This window comes from Luteimonas sp. S4-F44 (assembly GCF_022637415.1).
Taxonomy (GTDB): Bacteria; Pseudomonadota; Gammaproteobacteria; order Xanthomonadales; family Xanthomonadaceae; genus Luteimonas.
Window position 1 is genome coordinate 3024877 of the sequence record NZ_CP093340.1, and the last position, 23393, is coordinate 3048269.

Sequence of the window (23393 nt, forward strand, 5' to 3'; positions counted from 1 at the left end):
GGCGGGCAGGATTCACCGCGACGGATTGCACTTGCGGCCGGTACCGGAGGTACGCCAAAGGTGACCGGGTGTGCACCTGAAGTGTCTTTCAGTGGAACACGTGGAGGTTAACTAGTAAGAACACTTTCAGTGCACTTAAAGATACTTAAAGATCAAAAACCGCGCATACGCGATTTCACTAATCGCATGCGGTGTCAATCCCTTTGGATGGTCTCCGCGGCGAAACCGTCTGCAAGGAACGGCGATCAGCAGAACTTCGCCGAACGTGTCGGCTCTTTCCTTTAGAGGGCGGCTTATATCAATCGTCGTCGATCATGTCGATATCGTGTTCGCGGCGGCGGACCGCCTTCGTCAGGTCGGCCACAGCACCACGACCAATGCAGCCACAGCGAACACCGCGGCGACTTGCAGCAGGGGTACCCATTGCGACCGCCCGGCGAGCCGGATGGATTCCTGAGTCAGGCTATGGATTGCCTCGGCCTGCAATGCGATCAGATCGTTCGCCCTTCGGCCGCGGTTGGTGGTCATGGATCGGGCCTCGTGCGGCTGTGGTGTCGCTGCCAGTGTCCCACAGGTTCGGCGGCGTACTCCCTCTAGACCCCGACATATATTCGGCGAGGCCCTCGGCGGTCTTTCCTACAAGACCGCGGGTTATATCGCCCGCGACTGACGCCCAAGTGACGCGCGCCGCTCTCGCGGCCCACCACTGCGCATTTCCGCATTGGAAGTGACCGCGTGCGCGCTTCCGGTTTTGGCATGGATTCCAACTAAGGAACGGACGGCCATGCGCGCGATCCGCCGCCATTGCCGCAGTGCCGTCGAGGTCAAGCCGATGCGGTTTGGGCATGTGTTCCGAAGGTGGATTCGAGGCCACTTCTGGATGACAAAGAATCGTTGACGGGCTGGTATCGCGTGCGTTTCCTTGGCGCCACGCCGCGGTCGAAAACGACAGATGACCGCGGAGACGAGACCAATCATCCAAGGAAACCCGATGTCACTTCTGCACCGCCTGACGCTCCGCATTCCGCTGACCTCTATCGAGGTCTCGCTGCACCACGCCGCCGATCACCAGCGGGGTTTCTGGATCGATTACGAGGGCCTCGGGTGGCTCTGCGTGGGTCTTGGCGGTTCTTATCTGCAGGTCGCTCGCTCGTGCGGCTTGCGTGGCCCGCTGGTGGCCTTGGAGGCGGTATAGGTTCGGAGCCGGCCGGCTGTGCCTGCTTGGAGCTGCAAGAGGCGCAGCCGCTCGCCTCCTAGCACGGTGCAGCGTCACCGCCTGCCACGGGGAGAGCGCAGGAAGGGGCGCCGCTTGGGCGCCCTTGTTGCGTCTGGCATTCAATCTTCTTGCTTCTCTCGCATGAGTGCGCACAATGCGCGACCACACACGGAGGGTGAGTAATGAATGAAGTCGTGGAGACAGCGCGGGCCGATACGCTTTCGGGTGGCGACTGGCTGATGGCTGTAGTGAGTTTTTTCCTCACGCCAATTGCGCCGCTAGGGTTGGCTATCTACAACTTCGCGAAAGGCAGGAAGCCACAGGGACTTTTGTACTTGGGCGTAATCGGCGCGCAAGTCCTACTTGTCGCGGTTCGCGTTGCCAGCATGTGAATGAGGGGCGCCGTTTGGCGCCCTTTTCATGCACTGCGCTGACCCGGAGCGCCATTTATGACTCATGCCGCCCGCGCCTGAAACGACACCACGACACCGCCCGTATCCGCGCGCAGCGCGTCGAGGTAGTCCGCCCATTCCTGCATCATCCGCTGCCGCTCGGGCAGGTGTTTGGCGAGGTTGTAGACCGCGCGGACGCCCTGCCCCTTGTGCGATAGCTGGCGCTCGATGGCGTCAGGGTTGAATCCCAACTCGTTGAGCAACGTGGATGCCATGTGCCGGAACCCGTGGCCGACGATGGTGTCCCCAGTGAATCCAAGGTTCCGCAGAGCGGCATTAATGGTGTTCTCGGACATCGGCCGCTTGGGATCACGCACGCCGGGGAACACGTATTCACGACGCCCCGTCAGTGGCCGCAGGTCGCGCAGGATGGCGACCGCCTGCGATGACAGGGGGACAACATGCGGTTCGGTCGAGGCGTCTTCCTTGGCGGCCTTGCGCAGCTTCCTGCGTGCTGCCGGGATAACCCAGCGGGCACCTTCGCGGTGGTCGAGGTCGAATTCCTCCCATCGTGCCGCCCGCAGTTCGCCAGGACGCACGAAGGTCAGCGACGCCATCTTCAAGGCAGCAACGGTGACCGCCTCGCCGCGGTAGCCATCCATCGCGCGCAGCAGAGAGCCCACGGCCTGCGGATCGGTGACGGTGGCAAACCTGCGCTTCCTGCGGGGCGGCATGGCGGCGCCAAGGTCAGCCGCGGGATTCCGCTCGGCGCGCTCGGTAGCGATGGCGTACTTGAAGACGCTGCTGACAGCGGCCATGACACGGTGCGCCTGCTCGCTGTGTCCGGCCTTGGTCATGCGGTCGAGGATGGGACGGAGGTCCGCCACCCCGACGCCTGCGATGGGCTTGCCACCGATCCACGGAAAGGCGTGATTGGTCAGGCGCGATACCTGTTTGTCGTGATGGCTCGCCACCCATGCCGGCGCCTGCAAGGCCAGCCATTCGCGTGCGATGACCTCGAAGCTATTAGCCGCACGCTCCGCGCCTGCCGCCTTGGCGGCTTTTCGGTTCTCGCTAGGGTCGATGCCCTGCGCCAGCAGCGCCCGGCACTCGTCGCGACGCTTGCGGGCCTCCGCCAGTGTCACCGCAGGATAGGCACCCAAGCTAAGCGTGTTGGGTTTCTTGGTAACCGGCCTGCGGTAGTCCATGCGGAACAACTTGGAGCCGCCCGGCTGCACCAGCACGTAGAGGCCGCCGCCGTCACGTCGCGCCCTGTCGCCGTCTTTCAGCTTCACCGGCTTGGGGCCGGGCTTGGCGTTGCGGATCGCTGTGTCGGTAAGTGCCACTGTCGGTATCCCCTTAGTCGGTACGCACCTACGGGCGGCGCGAGATACCGACAGTGATACCGACTATTCGTCAGGCTGCCAAGGGACTAATGGGACAGCTTGGGACATGAAAAAGGCCGGAAGCCTCGCTAAATCAGGGGCTTATCGGCCTTCTTGGGACTTGCTGAAACCGTCAATTGGTGGCTATGGGTGGACTCGAACCACCGACCCCAGCATTATGAGTGCTGTGCTCTAACCGGCTGAGCTACATAGCCATCGGGCGCCGTCGCGTTCGCGACGAGCCGCGCATTCTGCAACGCGCGGCGGCCCGCGTCAACGGGCCACCACCCTCGCCTCAGTGGGCGACGGAGGCCGCCGGGGTCTCGCGCAGGCCCAACTGGTCGAGCATGAACGCGTACATCTCGGCCGACTCGCGGTAGCGGCGGAAACGGCCCGACTTGCCGCCGTGGCCGGCTTCCATGTTGGTGCGGAACACCACCGGATGCGTGCTGGTGTTGACGTCGCGCAACCGCGCCACGTACTTCGCCGGCTCCCAGTACTGGACCTGCGAGTCCCACAGCCCGGTGCCGACGAACATCGCCGGGTAGGCCTTGGCGTCGAGGTTGTCGTAGGGCGAGTAGCCGAGGATGTAGTCGTAGTAGCGCTTGTCCTCCGGGTTGCCCCATTCGTCGTACTCGTTGGTGGTCAACGGGATACTCGGGTCGAGCATCGTCGTGACCACGTCGACGAACGGCACCTGCGACAGGATCACCCGGTACTTCTCGGGCGCCATGTTCGAGATCGCCCCCATCAGCAGGCCGCCGGCGCTGCCACCGTAGGCGGCGACGCGATCGGGCGCCGCATAGCCGCGCTTGACCAGGTCGTCGGTGACGTCGATGAAGTCGGTGAAGGTGTTGACCTTGTTGAGCAGCTTGCCATCGTCGTACCAGGCGCGGCCCATTTCCTCGCCGCCGCGGATGTGCGCGATCGCATAGACCATGCCGCGGTCGAGCAGGCTGACATTGGTCACGCTGAAGCCTGGATCCATCGAGGCGCCGTAGCTGCCGTAGCCGTACTGCAGCATTGCGGCGGTGCCGTCCTTCTCGAAGCCCTTGCGGTAGACCAGCGACACCGGGATGCGCTGGCCGTCGCGCGCGGTCGTCCACACCCGCTCGGTGACGTAGTTGGCCGGGTCGTAACCGATCACCGCCTGCTGCTTGAGCTGGCGGCGCTCGCCGGTACGCGTGTTGACCTCGAACGTCGTCGCAGGCGTGGTCAGCGAGGTGTAGCTGTAACGCAGCCAGTCGGTGTCGGGCTCGGAATTGATCGACAGGCCCATCGCGTAGGCGGGCTCGTCGGCCTGCACGAACGTGTCGTTGCCGTCGGCCTTGAGCACGCGCACGCGGGTCAGCGCCTGCGCGCGTTCCTCGATGGCGGTGAAGCCGTCGAACAGTTCGTAGCCTTCGATGTACACATCGTCGCGGTGCGGCACCAGGTCGGTCCACTGCCGACGCGAGGTCGCATCACTGGGCGCGGTGACGAGCTTGAAGTTCGTGGCCTTGTCAGCATTGGTGCGGATCACCCAGCGGCCGCCGTGATGATCGGCGTCGTATTCGACATCGCGCGCACGCGGGGCGAGTACGGTGAACGTCTCGGGATTGTCGGCCGGGGCGTAGCGCAGTTCGCTCGACACGGTGCTGCCCAGGCCGATGACGATGAAGCGGTCGTCGCGGGTGCGATCGATGCCCATGTAGAAGCTGTCGTCCTTTTCCTCGTAGACCAGCACGTCGTCGGCGACCGGCGTGCCGAGCACGTGCTTTTTCACCCGCACGGTCAGCAAGGTCTCGGGATCGTTCTCGACGTAGAACAGGGTCTTGCCGTCATCGGCCCAGACCAGATTCGCCGACACGCCGGGAATGGTCTCGGGGTAGACCTCGCCGGTCTCCAGATTCTTGAAGCGCACCGTGTACTGGCGCCGGCCGTTGGTGTCGTCGGCGTAGGCCAGGATGCGGTTGTCGCGGGTCACGTCCCAGTCGCCGACCGCGTAGTAGTCCTTGCCCTCGGCGAGCTGGTTGACGTCGAGCATCACCTGCTCGCCGGCGAAGTCGCCCTTGGCGTTCGCGGCCTGGATCGACAGCGCATCGACCCCGGGGCCGTCCGCGCGGCGCGCATGCACCGGATAATCCTTGCCGGTCTCGAAGCGCGCGTAGTACCAGAAGCCGCGGTCGCGGTACGGCACCGAGCTGTCGTCCTGCTGGATCCGACCGACGATCTCGTCATAGAGACGGTCCTCGAGCGGCTTGAGCGGCGCGAGCATCGCATCGGCGTAGGCGTTCTCGGCGTTGAGATACGCCAGCATCGCCGGGTCCTCGCGCTTGTCGTCACGCAGCCAGTAGTAGACATCCTCGCGCGTGGCACCGTGCGGGGCCTTGACGGTATGCGGGCGCTGCTCGGCATCGGGCGGGACCGGCGCGGCGGCGTTGGTGGCGTTGGTGGCGGGAGAAACGCTCATCAGGCTCAGGCTCGTCAGGATCGGCGCAGCCAGCAAGGCAGCCGCGCGTGGGAAAGGTGTCTTCATAGGTGGGTCCACTCGCTTCCGATGCAACGCCAAAAGGCACACCGGCCGCGAAAGCGGCCGGTGCAGGAGGCAGTCACTTGGCCAGTTGCTGCCACAGGAACGTCAGGTAGAGGGCGTCCATGTGGGCCTGCTGGCGATTGTTCGCCGCGCCGCCGTGGCCACCCTCGATGTTCTCGTAGTAGCGCACGTCCTTCCCGGCCTCCGACATCCTGGCCATCATCTTGCGGGCGTGGCCGGGGTGCACGCGGTCGTCGCGCGTGGAGGTCAGGATCAGCGTCGGCGGATAGTCCTTGGCCGGGTCGAACAGGTGATACGGCGAGAAGGTGCGGATGAATTCCCACTCCTCCGGCTTGTCCGGATTGCCGTACTCGGCCATCCACGAGGCGCCGGCGAGCAGCTGGTGATAGCGCCGCATGTCGAGCAGCGGGACCTGGATCACCACCGCGCCGAACAGCTCCGGGTACTGGGTGAGCATGTTGCCGGTGAGCAGGCCGCCATTGCTGCCGCCGCGGATGCCCAGATGCGCCGGCGAGGTGATCTTGCGGTCGATCATGTCCTGCGCGACCGCCGCGAAGTCCTCGTAGGCCTTGTGGCGATTCTGCTTGAGCGCGGCCTGGTGCCAGCGCGGGCCGTACTCACCGCCGCCACGGATGTTGGCGACCGCGTAGACGCCGCCCTTCTCCAGCCAGCCCTTGCCCACGCCGCCCGAGTAGCCCGGAGTGAGCGAGATCTCGAAGCCGCCGTAGCCGTAGAGCAGCGTCGGATTGCTGCCGTCGAACTGCATGTTCTTCGGGCGCACCAGGAAGTACGGCACGCGGGTGCCGTCCTTGGACGTGGCGAAGTGCTGTTCGACCTCGTGGGTGCTGGCGTCGAAGAAGGCCGGCATCGTCTTCAGCGTTTCCGGCGCCTGGTCGCTGCCGACCTCGGCGAGCAGTAGCGTGCTCGGCGTGAGGTAGTCGGTGACCGTCATCCACACCGCATCGGACTCGTCGCTGTCCACCGCGGTGACCGCGACCGTGCCCAGCTCGGGCACGCCGGCCAGCGCGCTGCGCGCCCAGCCGTCGGCGCCCGGGGTCAGCACCGTGAGCGTGTTCTTGACGTCTTCGAGCACGTTGAGCACGAGATGATGCTGGGTCCAGGTCGCACCGGCGAGCGAGGTCGTCTCGGTGGGCTCAAACAGCACTTCGAACTCGCGCTTGCCGGCCATGAAGTCGTCGAACTTCGTCACCAGCAGCGAGCCTGCCGGATAGTTGCGACCGCCGACGTTCCAGGCTTCGCGCAGTTCCAGCATCAGCCAGTCGTGGTGGACCGACTTGTTGGCCGAGTTCGGCGCGTCGACCTTGGTCAGCTGACCATTGGCGCCGCGCAGATAGAGCTCATCGTTGTAGAAGGCCAACGTGCGGCTGACGAAGTCGCGTTCGAAGCCCGGCGTGTCGTCGCGCATCGCAGCGATGTACATGTCATCCGGCTTGCCCTCGTAGACCAGCGTGGCCTGGTCCATCGACTGGCCGCGCGCCAGTTGCTTGACGATGCGCGGGTAGCCCGACGAGGTCAGCGACCCATCGCCGAAATCGGTGTAGACGTAGACGTTGTCCTGGTCGATCCAGCTCAGGCCGCCCTTGGCCTCATCGCGGAAGAAGCCGCCGTCGACCCACGACTTGGTCGACAGGTCGAACTCGCGCGTCACGTCGGCGTCGGCGCCGCCGCGCGAGAGCGCGATCAGGCAGCGGGTGTAGGCCGGACGCAGGCAGCTGGCGCCGTGCCACACCCAGTTCTCGCCCTCGGCCTTGTTGAGTGCGTCGAGGTCAAGCACGGTCTCCCACTTCGGCTGCGGCTTGCGGTATTCCTCGAGCGTGGTGCGGCGCCAGATGCCGCGCTCGTGGTTCCGGTCGCGCCAGAAGTTGTAGTACCACTCACCCTGCTTGTAGGCGACCGGGATCTTGTCGTCGGAATCGTAGATCGCCAGCAGGTCGGACTCGAGCTGCTTGAACTCGGGCGTGGCGGCGAGCTCGGCCTCGGCCTTGGCGTTCTGGGTGCGGACCCAGTCGAGGGCCTTATCGTCGGTGACGGCTTCGAGCCACTGGTAGGGATCGTTCACGGCGGCCTCCTGGGCGGATGCGGTGCCCATCGAAAGGCCGGCGGAGATTCCGGCGGCGAGGCAGAGCTTGGACAATGGGGACATGGCGCCTCCGGCGGGCGGGGATCAGATAACCGCCAACGCTAGCACGCGCATCGGCAGCCGCCGCATGACCAAAGTCACCCCTGCCAGGCGCGCGACCTCAGCGGCCCAACGGCAACCAGCCCGCCGCCGCGAGCGCGGCACGCAGCGGCATGGCCACCCGGCGGCGCGGCGCGGGACGGCGAGCCGCCTGCGCAAGGCCTGGCCGACGCCGCCGCAAGACCGCTGACGAGGCCAGCTTGCGGCGGCGCGGCAGGCGAAGCACGCACCAGGTGAGCCAGGCGGTCGCCGGCATGCCGACCAGCCACAGCGGCGGCCAGCCGACCACGGCGACGCCGCTGCGCAGCCCGGGAAACGACAGCAGCGCGATGCTGCCCAGAAACAGCAGGCCGAGCAGGCCGGCGCCGACGAGGGCACGGGGATCGGAGGCAGGCGATTCGAAGGCATTCGACATGGCGACAGAACTCCCAGCGCGCCCGGATCGGGCCATGCGGAGAGTCTGGGTTGCATCCATCTCATGGGCTGCGACATCACGACCAAGGGCCACGAGGTGTCGCGCCCTGCCCGCGCGCCGGGCCAGTGCCGCCCCCTGCGGGAAACGGCCGCCGTGCCTGGCCGACGGCGCCAGCATGGGCTGGCCGCGCGCCGGACACCGCGTGACCGTGCGAACCGGCGCGCCGATCAGCGCTCGTACTTCGACAGCGCCAGTTCCAGCAGCGAGCGGGCCTGCTCACGCAGCGCGACGGGCTCGGCGATCTGCGCATCGGCACCGTAATGCAGCACGTCCATCAGCAGCTCGCGCGCATTGCTGTAGGGCACCTTGAGCTCGTAGCGGCCGTCGGGCAGGAATCGGCCCTGCTGCTGCGAATGCCAGTGCTCGTCGGCGACCCAGCGCGCGGCACGGGCCTCGAACAGGATTGTCGCCACGCCCTTGGGCGGACCGGAGAAGATGCCGTAGCTGCCGGCCAGATGGGTGTCGAGTTCGGCGTCCTCGATGTCGCGCGCCTGCCCGGGCAGCATGCGCGCGTTGGTGATGCGATCGACCGAGAAGCTGCGCAGCGCGTCGCGATCGTGGTCCCAGGCATCGAGATACCAGTTGTCGCGGTAGTGGGTGATGCGCTGCGGGGAGACCGTGCGGCGGGTGCGCTCGTCGGTCGAGCGGGCGCGGTACTCGAACGCGAGCTGTCTGCGCTCGAGCACCGCCGAGCAGACGTTGCGGAACGCATGCTCGTCCATGCGCCGGCCGCGATGCGGCACCACACGCACGCGCTGCACCGGCCATTGCTTGCCGGCCGAGTGTTCGTCGAGCAGCTTCTCGATCCGGGACTGCAGCGGCGCCAGCGCGCTCGACAGCACGCCGCCGCCGCTGCGCGAGAGCAGTTGCTGGGCGGCGAGCAAGGCATGCAGTTCGCCCGAACTCAGCCACAGGCCCGGCAACTCGAAGCGGTCGCCCTCGGCACTGTCGTAGCGGAAGCCCGCATCGCCATCGCCCACGACCGGCGCCATCAGCGCATCGCGCAGAAACGCCAGGTCGCGGTAGACGGTGGCGCGCGAGCATTCCAGTTCGTCCTGCAGCCGGGCCACCGTGACCGGGTAGCGCGAGGTCTTGAGGATGCGGTGTAACGAGAGGATGCGTTCGTATCGGTCCATGGGCCGATTATGGCCCGTCGTCGCGGCCGGCGGCGCAGTGGCGCGGCGGATAACCGCTCGCTAACGCGTCGGCCCTAGACTCGCGCGCGGATCAGGGAGACGGCCCGGCATGACGCACCCCAGACGCGAGCGCACCGGTGGGATCGCCGCAGCGCTCACGCTGGCCTGTCACCTGGCGGTTCTGGCCTGGTGGCTGGCCGGTCTTCTCGAACCTTACCCACCCCGCGCAGACGACCGCCCGCTCCAGGTGATCTGGGTCGACCCCGCACCGCCGCCCCTGCCCGCTATCGCCCCGCCGCCTGCATTCCGCGCAGAGCAAGCACCGTCCGTGCGTTCCGCGCCCGCGACCGCACCGGCACAGCGGCCCAGCCTGAGCGCGGTCGAGATCGCACCGGTCGCCGCCACCGACGACACCCCCGCGGCGGCACCGTTGCACGCGCAGGCCCGGGCGTGGGCACGCGCGCAGACCGCGCCGGTCGACTTCGTCCCCGACCCGCTACGCCATCGCGCGCCGCCGCGTCCCGATGGCACCTTCGCGATGCGCGAACCGATCTCGGCGCAGGACGTAGTCGAGGGCATCGGCGCGCTGGTGTTCGGCGGCGGGCCGACCGACCCCTGCCCGCAGATCCGCCGCAACCTCGCCAATGCCGACCTCGGCGCCGGGCGGGCACTGGCCGAGGAAGAACTGCACCGACTGCAACGCGACTGCCTGTAGCCGGACACACGCGACTCAGTCGCGCGCACTGGCCTCGCGCACATGAGCGAGCGCCGCAGCGGCGACGCGCTCGGCCTGGCCGCGCAGCTCGGGCATCGCGATGCTTTCCCACAGCGTGCCAATCCGCGGAACGCCCAGCGTCCACAGGCCCGGCACCGTCGCCCCCGAACGATCGCGCACGCCGCCGGCGGCGTCGGTGTCGATGCCCATGCCGTGCGGCCCGGGACGTGCGAGGCCCAGCGCGTGCAACGCCGCCGGCAGGGTGCCGGGCACCTGCGTCGGCCGTTTCTCGAGCCCGGTGGCATTGACGATGCGATCGACCACGAGGCGCTCGTGGTCGCTGCGCCGACGGCGCCGCCAGTCGAGCTGCCACCGGCCGTCGTCGCGCGCCGCCACCGCCGTCACCCGGCCGGCATGCAGCGAGAAGCGGCCATCGCGACGCATCGCCTCGACCACTGCGGCCACCTCAGGGGCGATGCGATGCCGGTGGATGTCCCAGTGGCGCACCGCATGGCGCAGGAAGCGGGCCTGCTCGGCCGGCGGCCAGGCCTGCCACAGCGCCTGGACCTGCGGGCGCAGCCGCTCGAGCGCGTCCTGCCAGGGCCGGCCCTGGGCCTGCGCCTCGGCAGCCCATCGCCGCAGCAGGCGCATGCGCGCACGCACGCCCAACGGCAGCAGCGGTTCGACGCCACCGGCCTGCGGCACCGTTCCAGGCGCGTGGGCCAACGGCAGGAGCCCATGGCGCGAGATCGCGGTGATCCGGCCGCGATGCCCGTTGGCATGCAGCGTCAGTAGCACGTCGACCATGCTCAGCCCCGCGCCGACGATCGCGACGTCGGCCTCCGGCGCGATCGCGGCCACCGCCGCGTAGTGCCAGGCCTCGATGATGCCGGGGGCGGCCGCGTCGACGCCGGACGCCGGCAGCGCGGCGGGCACCCCGCCCGTTGCCAGCACCACCGCGCACGCGCGCAACTCGGTACCCGCGCCGGTCCGCAACGCGAAGCCGGACGCGGCTGGTCGTACCGCATCGACGGTCTCGACCAGGCGCATCAGCGCGCCGGACTGCAGCGCCCCCGCCAGCCGCGCCTGCAGATAGTCGCCGTAGACACGGCGCGGCGCGAACATCGCCGGCAACGCCTCGGCAGGGCGTGCCGCCGTGGTTGGCGCCTCGCGCAGGAACGCCAGGAAGTCGTCCGGACGGTCGTCAAACGCGCTCATCCGCCCGGCATTCACATTGAGCAGGTGCTCGACACGCGGCGTCGAATACGCCACGCCTTGGGCCAGGTCCGGCCGCGGTTCCACCAGCGCCACGCGCAGGTCAGGAGTTGTGAGCAGGTGCAGCGCCACCAGGGCGCCGGCCGCGCCGCCCCCGATCACGGCGACATCGACGTCGGGAAGAGCAGGCTGGGACACGGCAAAATCCTTGGGCGCGGACCGGGCATTATCGCGCGTCTGGCCCGGCCGCCTGACCGTCGTGGACTTCGAACCGGCAGCTGAACCCGGCCCTCTGATCGAAGACCCTCGGGTTGGAAGCGTCGGGTGCGCTCGGCATAATCGGCTGGAACCGATTTCATGAATGGCTGTCATGCTCGCTGGCTGGTGGCTGGCTTTCGCAGGCCTGCCGATCTACACACAACCGCTTCCGACCGCACCGGAGCAACCGGCTGTGCTCGCCGTGGCGACGCGCCAGGTGCCGTTGCGCCGGCCGTGCTTCCAGCTCAAGTGCACCGATGCCGAATGGACAGCAAGTGCGGCCCGCCGCCGGATCTGGGCCCCGCGTGCGCCAGGCGTGCGCCCCAAGTCCGTCGCGCCGCCCGTCATCCGCCTGCCTGACCGTCCGGCGATCGCGCTGTATTCGCCGTTCGCCCAGCGCGACAGCTTCCGCTCCGGCGGCAATCACGTGAAGTGGGACACCAGCTACGGGATCGAGGCAATCCGCAGCCCGGAGACCTCATTGCGCCTGGAGTTCGGCACCGGCGTACGCATCGAGCCGTACACCGACTTCGGCACCGCGGTGCCCGGGCCGGTGGCCCGGGGCCAGGTCCAGCTGTCGCAGGAACTGGGCCGCCGCGCGTCGTTCACCCAGCAAGTGCAGGTCGAGACCGGCCGCGAGAACACCTTCCTCCGGCAGACGCTGGCATTCGACTACGAGTTGTTCCCGCAGTGGACGTTGCGCTCGGATTTCGAGTTGCGCCACGACACCTTGGGCAACGGCGGCCGCGGCAGTACCGACACCGAAAGCTCGCTGAAGGTCCAGTACCAGTTCTGACTGGCCGCGTCCGGGGCGCGCAGCCCTCAACCGGGCAGGAACGCGCCCGCGCCGGCCTCGAGCAGACGGGCGGCCACCGCCGATCCCAGCGCCTCGCCCTCGCCTTCCGGCGCCTCGCCGCCGGCCCGGACCGCACGGCCATCGAGGGCCGAACCGACCAGCCCGTCGAGCAGGATCCGGCCGTCGTCCAACCGCGCGAACGCGGCGACCGGGACGTGGCAGCTGCCGTGCAGGGCCCGGTTCATCGCACGCTCGGCCTCGACGCAGCGGCGCGTGGGGCCGTGGTCGAGCGCGGCCACCAGGGTCTGCAACTGCGGGGTGTCGTCGCGGCATTCGATCGCGATCGCGCCCTGGGCCGGTGCGGGCAGCCAGTCGGGCGCATCCAGACGTGCCCGGATGCGGGCGTCCAGGCCAAGCCGCTGCAGCCCGGCACACGCCAGCACGATCGCGTCGTACTGCCCGCTGTCGAGCTTGGCCAGCCGGGTGTTGACGTTGCCGCGCAGGTCCAGAATCTCCAGGTCCGGGCGACGCGCCCGCAGCTGCGCTTGGCGCCGCAATGACGAGGTGCCCACACGCGCCCCCTCGGGCAAGGCGTCGATCGATGCGAATGTACTGCTGACGAACGCATCGGCATGGTCGGCGCGCGCCAGGATCGCCGGCAGCGCGAACCCCGGCTCGAGCTCCATCGGCACGTCCTTGAGCGAATGCACCGCGCAGTCGGCGTCGCCGGCCTGCATCGCGATCTCCAGCTCCTTGAGGAACAGCCCCTTGCCGCCGATCGCAGCCAGCGAGCGGTCGAGCACCTCGTCGCCGCGTGTGCTCAACGGCACCAGTTCGACCTCGAGGCCGGGATGACGCGCGCGCAGAGCCGCGGCAACGTGTTCGCTCTGCCACAACGCGAGCGGGCTCTTGCGGGTGGCGATGCGCAGTCGTTCCATCCGGGCATTATCGACGATCCCACCACCGGGACGCGAACCGCGCGGCGATCTAGAGCTGGCGCACCGCGTCGCGCAACTGCGGCACGCAGCGCCGACTGACCTCGAGCGTATGCTCGGCATGGCGCAGCACCGCGTGGACATGGCCCTCGGCATCGCGGCGCAATTCCAGCAGTTCGTGCCGCGCGACCAGGCAATTGCGGTGGATGCGCACAAAGCGGTCGCCAAACTCCTCCTCCAGCGACTTGAGCGATTCCTCCACCAGATCCTCGCCGCGCACGTGATGCACCACGACGTACTTTTCCTCGGCCTGCAGGTAGCGGATGTCCTCGACCGGAATCAGCCGGAGGCTGCCGCGCAGTCGTGCGCACAAGTGGGTTCGCTGGCGGTCGGCGACCACCGATGCGGCCTCGCGCCCCGCGACGAACGCACGGGCGCGTTCGATCGCCGCCCGCAACCGCTCGGCGCGCACCGGCTTGACCAGGTAGTCGACGGCCGCAGCCTCGAAGGCCTTGAGCGCATGGGCGTCATAGGCGGTGCAGAACACGACCGCCGGCCGCGGCTCGAAGGTATTGAGATGCCGGGCCGTCTCCAGGCCATCGATTCCCGGCATCGCGATGTCGAGCAGCACCAGCGCCGGCGCGTGCGCCGCGCAGGCATCCAGCGCCGCGCGGCCATCACCGACTTCAGCGACGACCTCGACGCCCGGCACCTGCGCCAGCAGGGTTCGCAGCCGCTCGCGGGCGAGCGGCTCGTCATCGGCGATCACGACCTTCATGGTCTTCCGCTCCCCTCAAGGCACGAGCCCCGGCCACCGGGCCGGTCCTGCGATGGTGCCCGGACGCGCATCCGCACGCCAGCGGACCGGCCCGCCGGCGACCCACCGCAGCTGCGGCGCCCTGCCGCGGCAGGGCCGTTCGCGCCGCATCAGGCGCGTGCCCCTGCGCCCGCGGTGCCGTGCCGTCAGCCGGCGAACCGCGCGCCCAGCCAGTCGCCGAGGTCGGCGATCTCCTCGGCGCATACCGAATGCGGCATCGGATAGGTCTGCCAATGCACATCGAAGCCAAACTGGCGCAGCAGCGCGGCGCTCTGCTGCCCGGCGATCGCCGGCACCACCGGGTCCTGCGTGCCGTGCGCCATGAACACCGGCTGCGCGACCGCGCCGTGGATCAGGGCGTCGTGCGCAGTGGCGGCGGCGGGCAGATAAGTCGACAGCCCGACCAGCCCGCCCAGCGGAACGGCGCGGCGCAGCCCGGCCGCAAGCGTGATCGCGCCGCCCTGCGAAAAGCCGGCCAGGATCACCCGCGCCGGCGGGACACCGCGCTCGCCCTCGCGTGCGATCAGCGCATCGACCTGGGTCACCGATGTCTGCACGCCAGCCTCGTCGGCGCGATTGCCCAAGTCGACGTCGATGATGTCGTACCAGGCTCGCATGCGCACGCCGTTGTTGATCGTCACTGGGCGCACCGGCGCATGCGGAAACACGAAGCGCAGGGCCGGCCAGTCGGGTCGGACCAGCTCGGGCACGATGGGCGCGAAATCGTTGCCATCGGCGCCCAGGCCGTGCAGCCAGATCACGCTCCACGCGGGCGCAGGCCCGGTTTCGCGTTCGATGCAGTCGAGCAGTGCGATGTCGTCGTTCATTCGAATGTCGTCGGGGGACCGTCCGTCAGTGTAAGCGCTGCCTCCCGAGGCGGCAGTGCGTCAATCCGCGCGCGGCGCCACCGGCGCCTCGGCCTGCGCCCGCAGTTCGCTGGCACGCAGCAGCACGCGAGGCGGCGCGGCCTCCTCGGGCGTGGCGAACAGGCGTGCACGGCGCATCGCCAGGCCCAGCCGCCGCGACGAGGTCAACCGCACGATCGGAATCGAGCCGGCCAGGCCGAGGATCATCGGCGACATCCACAGCGCCAGTCCCGGCGATATCCACCAGGCGACGATGCCCATGCCGATGCCGAGCACCGTGGTGCCGCGATAGCTGCGCCACAGTTCGCCGTAAGTCTGTCGCCCATCGTCGCGCTGCTGGGCGTCCCAGCCCGAATCGCGCCCCGCCAGCACCTCGGCCACACCGCGCGACTGCACGTACATCGTCACCGGCGCCATCAACGCGGCCAGGATGTTCTCGATCAAAAGACTGACGAACCCGCGCACCGCCCCGCCGCAGCCACGGCGCATGCGCGCATCGCTCAAGGTCGCGATGTAACCGAAGATCTTCGGTGAGAACAGCAACACCATCGTCAGCACGAACACGCCCATGAAGCGGCCATCATCGATCGCCATCCAGTAGCCCGCCGCCGAAAAGCCATTCTCGCCGGGCATACCGTGCTGTAGCGGCACCGCGAGCCCGACCAGGATCAGCATCGCCCACAGCGGTGCGGTCAGGTAATGACCGATGCCGATCAGCATGTGCCAGCGGTTCACCCAGTGCAGCCCGCGCGCCGGCAGCACGCCGCCGTGCTGCAGGTTGCCCTGACACCAGCGGCGATCGCGGATGAGCATGTCGGTCAGCGTCGGCGGCCCTTCCTCGTAGCTGCCTTCGAGCGTCGGCACCATGTGCAGCGCCCAGCCGCCCCGACGCAACAGCGCCGCCTCGACGAAATCGTGGCTGAGCACGGTACCGCGGAAAGGCGTGGTGCCATGAAGTTCGGGCAGGCCGCCGTGCGCGGCAAACGCGGCGCTGCGGATCATCGCGTTGTGGCCCCAGTAATTGCTTTCCGCGCCGTGCCACCAGGCCACGCCCTGCGCAATCACCGGGCCGTACATGCGGCCGGAAAACTGCTGCATGCGCGCGAACATCGTCGTGCCGTTGACGATCACAGGCAATGTCTGGATCAACGCGACATCGTCGTGGCGCTCCATCGCACCGACCAGGCGCACCAGGGTGTCGCCGGTCATCAGGCTGTCGGCATCGAGGATCAGAAACTGTGGATAGCCCCCACCCCAGCGCCGCACCCAGTCGGCGACGTTGCCTGCCTTGCGCTCCCGGTTGTCCTCCCGACGCCGGTAGTAGAGCGTGACGCCGAGATTGAGCGCGCGCAGCCGCGCGAAGGCCTGCACCTCGCGGGCGTGGATGCCCGCGTCGCGGGTATCGCTGAGGACGAACAGATCGAACCGATCACCCTGGCCCGTCTCGGCCAGGGATTCGCAGATCGCCTGGACGCCGGCGAACAGCCGCTCGGGGTGCTCGTTATAGGTCGGCATCAACAAGGCGGTGCGCGAGGCCAGGACCGGCAACGGGTCCCGGGCGTCGATGCCCAGCCGCGCGGGCCGCCGCAGCAGCACCATCGCAAAGCCCGCCAGCGAACTGGTGAACGACTGCGCGATCCAGGCGAACAGCGGTACGAACACCGCCAACAGCAGGCCCTCGAGCACATCGATGCCGCCGATCCGCAGCAACCACCAGATCTGATAGGTGGCCAGCACGGTCAGGCCACCGGTCACGCCCACGACCGCGGCCCGGCGCCAGCCCATCCCGCGCGGCGCGCTGGGCAGGCTGGGCGAGACCAGCCGCCCGGTACGCAATGACTGCACCGGCATGGAGATCGGGTGTTCGGGCGGCAGGGGCGCCGGCGACGGCCGGATCTCCGGCGGAGCAGGCGCGCTCATGCGTGGCACCACAATGCGAGCTCGGGCCTGGCGGAGCGCGCCACAGCTGCCGCCAATCGATCAGGGTCGAGCATCATCGTTCCGCCGCATCGTATTCAGGTAGTGCCGCAATGTAACGATGCGGATGTAAGGGTTTCGCGAAACGGTGCGCGGACCGAAGCGCCCGCCAGTCCCCGAGCCCGAAACGAATTCCGGATTAAATTACAGAAAAATCAAGGAGTTACCGAATATGGACGCTGAATCGTTTCCCAAGCGGCAGGCGGATGGGGTCCGGGAGACGCCCGCTTCGAATCGATCACATACTCCGCAGCGAGTACGCCGGATCCACGCGTGCTGCGCGCAATGCCGGCCCGAGTGCAGCCAGGAGGCTCGCGACCACTAACGCCAGAAGCACAGCCAAGAGCGCCACCGGATCCCAGAGTGCGACGCCGAACAGGAACCGTTTGATGAAGGCCCCGAGCAGCAACGCCACGGCGACGCCTATGGCGATGCCGACCGCAGTCTGGATCAATGCACCGCGCAGCGTCATCCTGATCAGATCTGGCGGCGTCGCGCCGAGGGCCGCTCTGACGCCGAACTCGAACTCTCGCGACGCGACCGACACGGAGAGGACCGCATAGATGCCGACACTCGCCAGGCTGAGCGCCAGCCCGGCGAAGATCCCCACCAACAGAAGATGCAATCGCGCTTCCGCAGTCATTGTGGACACGATGGCATCCATCGACACGACCTCCGCGATCGGCTGCGTCGGCGACACGTCCTGGACCGCCCGCCGCAATCCGGCCTCGCCCAGCCCGCCGCCCGACTGCATCCGGATTGCATATCGCAGTGGGCCGAACTCGCGGACCACGCGCCACGTGGCGTCGGACGTTTGCTCCAAGGGGATGTAGATCGTCGGCGGCGCGTCCTCTGCAGGACCGAAGGCCCGGACATCGTCCGCGATGCCGATGATGCGCAGTTGGTCGATGACATCGGCGCCACGCCCCATCCGGACGACCTGCCCCACAGCGCTGCCGGAGAAGAATTGATCTGCGAACGCTCTGCTGACGACCGCCACCGGCTCGGCCGTCATATTGTCCGCTGTGCCGATCCCGCGCCCGGATACGATCGGGACTCTGAACACATCGAAGTAGCCGGCCGTGACCAACCGGAACTGCGGTTGTATCGAACGGCCATCGCCAAGTGTGATGGGAAGATTGAGCCGCGCCCCGATCGGCAGATGGCTCGCTGCTGCGACCGCCTCGGTGCCGGACGATTCGGAGAGCTTCCGGACGACCTGATCGGTCTGCGCCTTGACCGCGGCCACGTCCGTGTAGAGCGTTTTGACTGGGGAGAGACTGAACGTCGTCAATCCGTCCGACCGGAATCCCAACGGCACCGATGACAACTCGTAGAGGCTGCGGACAAACAGCCCGGCGCCGATAAGCAGTACGACGGCGACGGCGACCTGCGCCACCACCAGTCCTTGCCCGAGCCGGCCCGCGCCTCGGCTGAGTCCCGAGCGGCCACCGCCGACGAGTTCGTGACTCACTCCACCCGAAAGACCACGCCATACGCCGACGACCGTGACCAGAAGTGCGACCCCGACACCGCAGGCGAGCGCCACGCCCCACAGTATCGGCTCTAGCGTGATCGCCTCCCCGCGCAGCCATTCCGGCGGCGCGAGCGCACCGAGCGCACGAAGACCGAGCCATGCGAGCAGCGCACCACCGATGCTGCCGAGCACACCGACCAGCAGCGCTTCGCTCAGCGCCGGAAGCGCCAATCGAAAAGGCGTGGCGCCCAGGGACGTCCGCACCGCGCTGTCGTGACTGCGGACGACGACCCGCAGGAGCACCAGGTTGGCCAGGTTGATGGAGGCGATCAGCAACACGCACAACGCGGCGCACAGGAACAGCCACAATGTCGACTGGCTGTTGCCGGAGAAGAGATCTCTGATCGGCCTGGCATCGAACTGCCGCGCACTGAGGAAGTCATACCCTTCGACGCCGATCTGGGCGCGCATTCTCGACAGCATCGCCTGGACCTTCGCGTTCGTTTGCGAACCGAGCGCTTCGGCGCTCGTGCCAGGACGAAGACGCGCGACGATGTGTTGGTTGGTGTCGAGATCGGTTGAGTCGGGTGCGACCCGCATCGGCACGATCAGATCGAACTCGTTGATCCATCGGAAGCTCGAGGGCAGCACCCCCACGACCGTAACGTTGATCCCTTCCACGAACACGCTCGCGCCGACGACATCCGGCGCGGCGCCGAAATGATCACGCCAGAAGGGGTGGCTGATGAGGCCGACACGCGGACCATTGGGGACATCCTCTTCTTTTGTGAAGTTGCGCCCTTGCTGCATGCGTACCCCGAGTGTCTCCATGAAACCCTGGTCCGCCGAGAGAAGCTCGCCAACCACCGGAGATTCGTCGGCGGCAAGGTTTACCGTCCTTGTGTAGGACGAGACGATTCCCATCGCTTCGATGGCGTCGATACCGGCGATCTCGTTCAGGATTCCGGGCGATGCGATGTGTTCGCCCCCACCAGGATCCATACCGATCGAGACGATGCGTTCGTAATCCCTGAACGGCAACGGCTTGAGCAGCGACTGGTACAAAAGCGCGCACACAGCGAGGACAGCGCCGATCCCCAACGCGAGCGTCATCGTCGCAAGCGCGAGATAGCGTGGCTGCCGGAACAGGTTCCGCCATGTCTGCCAGACCTCATCGCTCAGCACACTGATCTGCACGTGACCTCCTCGCAAATGCGAGAGCCGAGCCAGGCTCACGCGACGACTTTTCCGTCGAGCATGCGGATGACCTTTTGGGCACGCTGGGCGAACGCTGCGTCGTGGCTGACCATGCAGATGGTCGCCCCGTCCCGATGCAATGCGTCCAGCAGCTGCATTACCGATTCCCCGTTCTGACTGTCAAGATTGCCCGTCGGCTCATCGGCGAGCAGAATCGAAGGCGACCCGATCAACGCCCGAGCGACCGCGACACGCTGCTGCTGGCCGCCCGAGAGCTGGCCTGGATAGTGCTTGGGCCGGTGCCCCATGCCGACACGCTCCAGCGCCTCTGCGACACGTCTGCGCCGCTCCGGTTTGTCGATGCCGGAGCGATAGGTGAGCGGCAATGCCACGTTCTCCTCCACCGTCAGGTCGGCGATCAGATTGAACGCCTGAAAGATGAATCCGATGCGCTGGTTCCGAATCGAGGCGCGTTGGACACGGCCGATGCTCGAGACATCCTCGCCATCGAGATCGTAGCGACCCGATGTCGGCGCATCGATCAACCCGAGAATCGAAAGCATCGTCGACTTCCCGCAGCCCGAAGGCCCTGTGATTGCGACGAACTCGCCCCGGTTGATCTCGAAGCTCACGCCACTCACAGCATGGGTCTCGACCTCGTCTGCGTCGAACACTTTGCTCAGATCCCGTAGCGCAATGACGGGCCGACTGTTGGATCCGGTTTCCTGTGCCATGCGTGTGCAGTCCTTACTCGACGCGAATGCTGTCGTAGGTGTTCCATTGACCGGTATCGGAAAGGATGACTTGATCCCCTTCCGCCAGCCCGGCCTTGATTTCGATCCGGTCGCTGGAGGCCGATCCGTAGCGAACGCTTCTGCGCTGCGCGATATTGCTGCCGTTGCTGAGCACGAACAGCGACCCGGCCCCGCCTGGCAGCGCGCCGGTCGGGCGCGCGATGCTCGTCACGCCGGTCAGCTCGTTCAGGACAATCCGCCCCTCGACCGTCAGGTCGGGACGCGCGCCCGGCGGTGGCGGCGCGTCGAAGGCGACATCGATCACCACCCGCCCCTCGCGCACAGCGGGATCGATGCGCGCGATGCGCCCGCCCAGCACTCCGCCGTTCATCTCGATCCGGACCGGAAGATCGAGCGCGAGATCGTTGGCCTGCACCTCGGGCACCTGCAGCCGCGCGATCAGCACGTCGTGCCTGGCGACACGCGCTAGGCGTTGGCCCAGTTCGACCTGCTCGCCGAGCTCTGGGCTCACTTCCTGCACGATGCCTTCGATACCGGCCCGCACCTCCAGTTGTTGCTCCTCGCGTTGCGCGATCTCATATGCGGTCTCGGCTTCGTCGCGTGCCGCCGTGACCGCGCGCATCTGCGCCTCCACGTTTCGCCCCATCGCTGCGACACGGTCACGCTCCGCACCCGCGAGGCTTCTGTCCTGCTCCATCGTGATCTGGCTCTGATTGAGCTCGAGACGCGAAACGACACCCGCTTCCTCGGCACGGGTCAGTGCGGCGGTCTTGGCCTCCGTGATACGCAGTGCCGACTCCGCTTTGGCGAGAAGCGCGTTCTGCTCCAGTCGTTGCAGGTCCAGGGCGGCCCGCTTGGCCGCGACCTCCGCTTGCGCGCCGGCCAGCGCCGCCCTCGCGCGCTCCGACTCGGTCTTCGCGGCGGGATTCGATAGCCGGATGAGTACGGTGTCGGCCTCGACCCGCTCGCCCGCCTGTACGAGCAGTTCTTGGACAGTGCCGGCGACCCCCGCGGTGATCCACCGGTTGACCTTCGGCACGAGCGTCCCTGTTGCACGGATCTCCCGCACCATGTCGCCATGACGCGCAGAGTCGATCCACAGATCAGATCGCTTCGCGGATGGGGCCGCACCGCCTACGCCGAAGCCGATCCCGAGGGCGACGATCAGCGCCGTCGCACCGAGCAGGATCGAAAGGCGTCTCTTTCCGGTGAACCAGGCCCGCTTTTGCTTCTTGATGTCCATACCCTACCCATCCGAACAACGAACCGGTCTCCTCAGCACAAGGTGAGGGGCGCCGGGGCCTGCGTCGACACGTTCGATATGGCGGCATGGCGCTGATCGACAGGCTCCAGACGCCCTTCGTCCAATCGGAACACCATCCGGCTCTTCTCCACGGTGGAGGATCGATGCGCGATCACGAGGGTGGTGCGATCTGCACTGACGCGCTCGATCGCCTCTTGGACGAGCCGCTCGGATTCTGGATCCAACGCCGAGGTCGCCTCATCGAGCAATAGAATCGGTGCGTTCTTCAGCAGCGCTCGCGCGATCGAGATCCGTTGTCGCTGCCCCCCGCTGAGCTGTGCGCCACGCTCGCCCACCGGCGTGTCGTAGCCCTCGGGCATCGCCTGGACGAACTCGTGCGCATTCGCCAGGCGCGCCGCCCCCTCGATCTCGTCGTCCGTCGCATCCAGGCGGCCGTAGCGAATGTTCTCGCGCACACTGCCTCCGAACAGAAACACATCCTGGGACACCACCGAGATCGCCGAACGAAGCGATTTGAGCGTGTAGTCGCGGATGTCCACCCCGTTGATCTCGATCGAACCGGCCGTGGGGTCGTAGAACCGCGACAGCAGCTTGAAGAGCGTCGACTTGCCAGCGCCACTGGCACCGACGAGCGCCACCGTCTGCCCCGGTTGCACCGACAGGTTCACATCCTTGAGCACCGCTTTGCCGCCATAGTCGAACGCGACATGCCGCAGATCGAGATGTGCCGGGCCGGGGTGAAGCGGACGTGCGTCTGCGCGCTCCGAGACCTCCGGTCTCATCGCCATGATCTCAAACACCCGCGACGAGGCGCCCATTGCCTGACTGAAGGCCGCGTAATGCTGGGCGATCGAAGAAATGCTCTGGGTGATGTTCTGCGAGTACAGCAGGAATGCGACGAGCGCACCGGCCGTGAGCGATCCCTCAATGACCTGGAGCCCCCCGTACCAGAAGATCACGATCGTCGAGCTCGAGGTCAGGAAGGCGACGATCGCGTTGAACGTTGCATCGAGCCGCCTCGCCTTGATCACCACCACCATGAACCTGGCCAAGCGGTTTCGATATCGGCGGAACTCATGATCCGCGCGCGCGAATCCCTTGATCACCTCCATCCCGGCCAGGGATTCCTGCGCGATGACCGTTGACGCCGCAAGCTCGCTCTGGATCCGCGTCGAGATGCGCTTGAAGTACGGCCCGAAGAGGCGCGTCGTCAGGCTGGTCAGCGGCGTCACCGCGAGCACGACCAGCCCAAGGCGCCAGTTCATGGCCAGCATGATCACTGACGCCCCCAACAGCATGAAAATGTTGATGGCGAACGAGATCGACAGGTTGGCGATCACGTTCCGAATCGAGGCGACATCGTTGGTGATTCTGGAGACCAGATCGCCGATCCGCTGACCACTGTGGAAGGCGTGATCCAGCAGATGCAACTGCTCGAAGAGCTTTGCACGCAGATCGACGATCACAAGATCGCCGGTCACCTGCAGAAGAAACTGGCCGAAGAAGCTGATGATCGATCGCAGTACGAAGACAGCAAGCAGTGCGAGTGTGGCCAGATGGATGACCGATGCCTGTCCTTCGACGAGCATCCGGTCGAAGATGTAGCGAATACCCAGCGGGAGACTCAACTGGATCGTCGAGGCGGCGACGATCAGGGCCAGGCAGGTCAGGATACGCCCCAGATACGGGCGCCCCAGCGCGAAGATGCGCTGAACATGCGACGCCTCCCGCACGTCGGCATCCGCTCGTGTTTGCACAGGCGTTGTCAGTCCGACCGCCAT

The 23393-nt window shown here is 67.2% G+C and carries 19 protein-coding genes and 1 tRNA gene; 4 read left to right on the top strand and 16 right to left on the bottom strand.

Going from position 1 to position 23393, the window contains the following annotated elements; genetic code table 11:
- Nucleotides 1-351 precede the first annotated feature (351 nt).
- Nucleotides 352-528 (bottom strand): hypothetical protein, encoded by a 177-nt coding sequence (locus MNO14_RS13745; protein WP_241944267.1) that lies wholly within the window; start codon nt 526-528, stop codon nt 352-354.
- Between the two features lie 463 nt (nt 529-991).
- On the opposite strand from MNO14_RS13745, the gene MNO14_RS13750 reads away from it, so the two are divergent.
- Both MNO14_RS13750 and MNO14_RS13755 read left to right on the top strand, forming a co-directional pair.
- A complete protein-coding gene (locus MNO14_RS13750) occupies nt 992-1195 on the top strand; it encodes a hypothetical protein (RefSeq protein WP_241944268.1) in 204 nt (67 codons plus the stop codon).
- A gap of 203 nt (nt 1196-1398) precedes the next feature.
- Nucleotides 1399-1608 carry a hypothetical protein gene (locus MNO14_RS13755; protein WP_241944269.1) on the top strand — a complete coding sequence of 70 codons (210 nt, stop codon included), beginning with the start codon at nt 1399-1401 and terminating at the stop codon, nt 1606-1608.
- A gap of 62 nt (nt 1609-1670) precedes the next feature.
- Here the strand turns inward: MNO14_RS13755 and MNO14_RS13760 are convergent, their stop codons facing one another.
- From MNO14_RS13760 to MNO14_RS13785, 6 genes are all read right to left on the bottom strand, one after another.
- Complete coding sequence (locus MNO14_RS13760) at nt 1671-2954, bottom strand: integrase arm-type DNA-binding domain-containing protein (protein WP_343226399.1); 1284 nt, start codon at nt 2952-2954, stop codon at nt 1671-1673.
- Nucleotides 2955-3131: 177 nt separating this feature from the next.
- A tRNA-Met gene (locus MNO14_RS13765) sits at nt 3132-3208 on the bottom strand.
- Between the two features lie 80 nt (nt 3209-3288).
- Nucleotides 3289-5445 (bottom strand): S9 family peptidase, encoded by a 2157-nt coding sequence (locus MNO14_RS13770; RefSeq protein ID WP_241946350.1) that lies wholly within the window; start codon nt 5443-5445, stop codon nt 3289-3291.
- Nucleotides 5446-5584: 139 nt separating this feature from the next.
- Nucleotides 5585-7693: a prolyl oligopeptidase family serine peptidase gene (locus tag MNO14_RS13775; protein WP_241944270.1), complete on the bottom strand. Its 2109-nt coding sequence runs from the start codon at nt 7691-7693 to the stop codon at nt 5585-5587.
- Between the two features lie 97 nt (nt 7694-7790).
- Nucleotides 7791-8144 (bottom strand): hypothetical protein, encoded by a 354-nt coding sequence (locus MNO14_RS13780; RefSeq protein ID WP_241944271.1) that lies wholly within the window; start codon nt 8142-8144, stop codon nt 7791-7793.
- 227 nt (nt 8145-8371) lie between these two features.
- Nucleotides 8372-9340, bottom strand: coding sequence for a YafY family protein (locus tag MNO14_RS13785; protein WP_183427758.1), 969 nt, complete (start codon nt 9338-9340; stop codon nt 8372-8374).
- A 109-nt stretch (nt 9341-9449) separates the two neighbouring features.
- Between MNO14_RS13785 and MNO14_RS13790 the strand changes: the two genes are divergently transcribed.
- Nucleotides 9450-10055: a hypothetical protein gene (locus MNO14_RS13790; protein ID WP_241944272.1), complete on the top strand. Its 606-nt coding sequence runs from the start codon at nt 9450-9452 to the stop codon at nt 10053-10055.
- Between the two features lie 15 nt (nt 10056-10070).
- On the opposite strand, the gene MNO14_RS13795 is transcribed toward MNO14_RS13790, so the two are convergent.
- A complete protein-coding gene (locus MNO14_RS13795; protein WP_241944273.1) occupies nt 10071-11468 on the bottom strand; it encodes an FAD-dependent oxidoreductase in 1398 nt (465 codons plus the stop codon).
- Between the two features lie 163 nt (nt 11469-11631).
- Between MNO14_RS13795 and MNO14_RS13800 the strand changes: the two genes are divergently transcribed.
- Complete coding sequence (locus MNO14_RS13800; RefSeq protein ID WP_241944274.1) at nt 11632-12324, top strand: DUF481 domain-containing protein; 693 nt, start codon at nt 11632-11634, stop codon at nt 12322-12324.
- Nucleotides 12325-12350: 26 nt separating this feature from the next.
- Here MNO14_RS13800 and hemC read toward each other — a convergent pair whose 3' ends face one another.
- The 8 genes from hemC to MNO14_RS13840 form a co-directional block, all read right to left on the bottom strand.
- Nucleotides 12351-13262 (bottom strand): hydroxymethylbilane synthase, encoded by a 912-nt coding sequence (gene hemC, locus MNO14_RS13805; RefSeq protein ID WP_241944275.1) that lies wholly within the window; start codon nt 13260-13262, stop codon nt 12351-12353.
- A gap of 49 nt (nt 13263-13311) precedes the next feature.
- Nucleotides 13312-14037 carry a LytTR family DNA-binding domain-containing protein gene (locus MNO14_RS13810; protein WP_241944276.1) on the bottom strand — a complete coding sequence of 242 codons (726 nt, stop codon included), beginning with the start codon at nt 14035-14037 and terminating at the stop codon, nt 13312-13314.
- Between the two features lie 185 nt (nt 14038-14222).
- Nucleotides 14223-14903 (bottom strand): alpha/beta hydrolase, encoded by a 681-nt coding sequence (locus tag MNO14_RS13815; RefSeq protein WP_241944277.1) that lies wholly within the window; start codon nt 14901-14903, stop codon nt 14223-14225.
- Between the two features lie 60 nt (nt 14904-14963).
- Nucleotides 14964-16862: a glucans biosynthesis glucosyltransferase MdoH gene (gene mdoH, locus MNO14_RS13820; RefSeq protein ID WP_241944278.1), complete on the bottom strand. Its 1899-nt coding sequence runs from the start codon at nt 16860-16862 to the stop codon at nt 14964-14966.
- Between the two features lie 295 nt (nt 16863-17157).
- The gene (locus tag MNO14_RS13825; RefSeq protein WP_241944279.1) at nt 17158-19593 is read right to left on the bottom strand and encodes an ABC transporter permease; all 2436 of its coding nucleotides are present in this window, start codon (nt 19591-19593) and stop codon (nt 17158-17160) included.
- Between the two features lie 35 nt (nt 19594-19628).
- On the bottom strand, nt 19629-20327 hold the full coding sequence (locus MNO14_RS13830) for an ABC transporter ATP-binding protein (protein WP_241944280.1): 699 nt from the start codon (nt 20325-20327) through the stop codon (nt 19629-19631).
- A 13-nt stretch (nt 20328-20340) separates the two neighbouring features.
- Nucleotides 20341-21591 (bottom strand): HlyD family efflux transporter periplasmic adaptor subunit, encoded by a 1251-nt coding sequence (locus MNO14_RS13835; protein ID WP_241944281.1) that lies wholly within the window; start codon nt 21589-21591, stop codon nt 20341-20343.
- Nucleotides 21592-21623: 32 nt separating this feature from the next.
- Nucleotides 21624-23393 (bottom strand): ABC transporter ATP-binding protein, encoded by a 1770-nt coding sequence (locus MNO14_RS13840; protein WP_241944282.1) that lies wholly within the window; start codon nt 23391-23393, stop codon nt 21624-21626.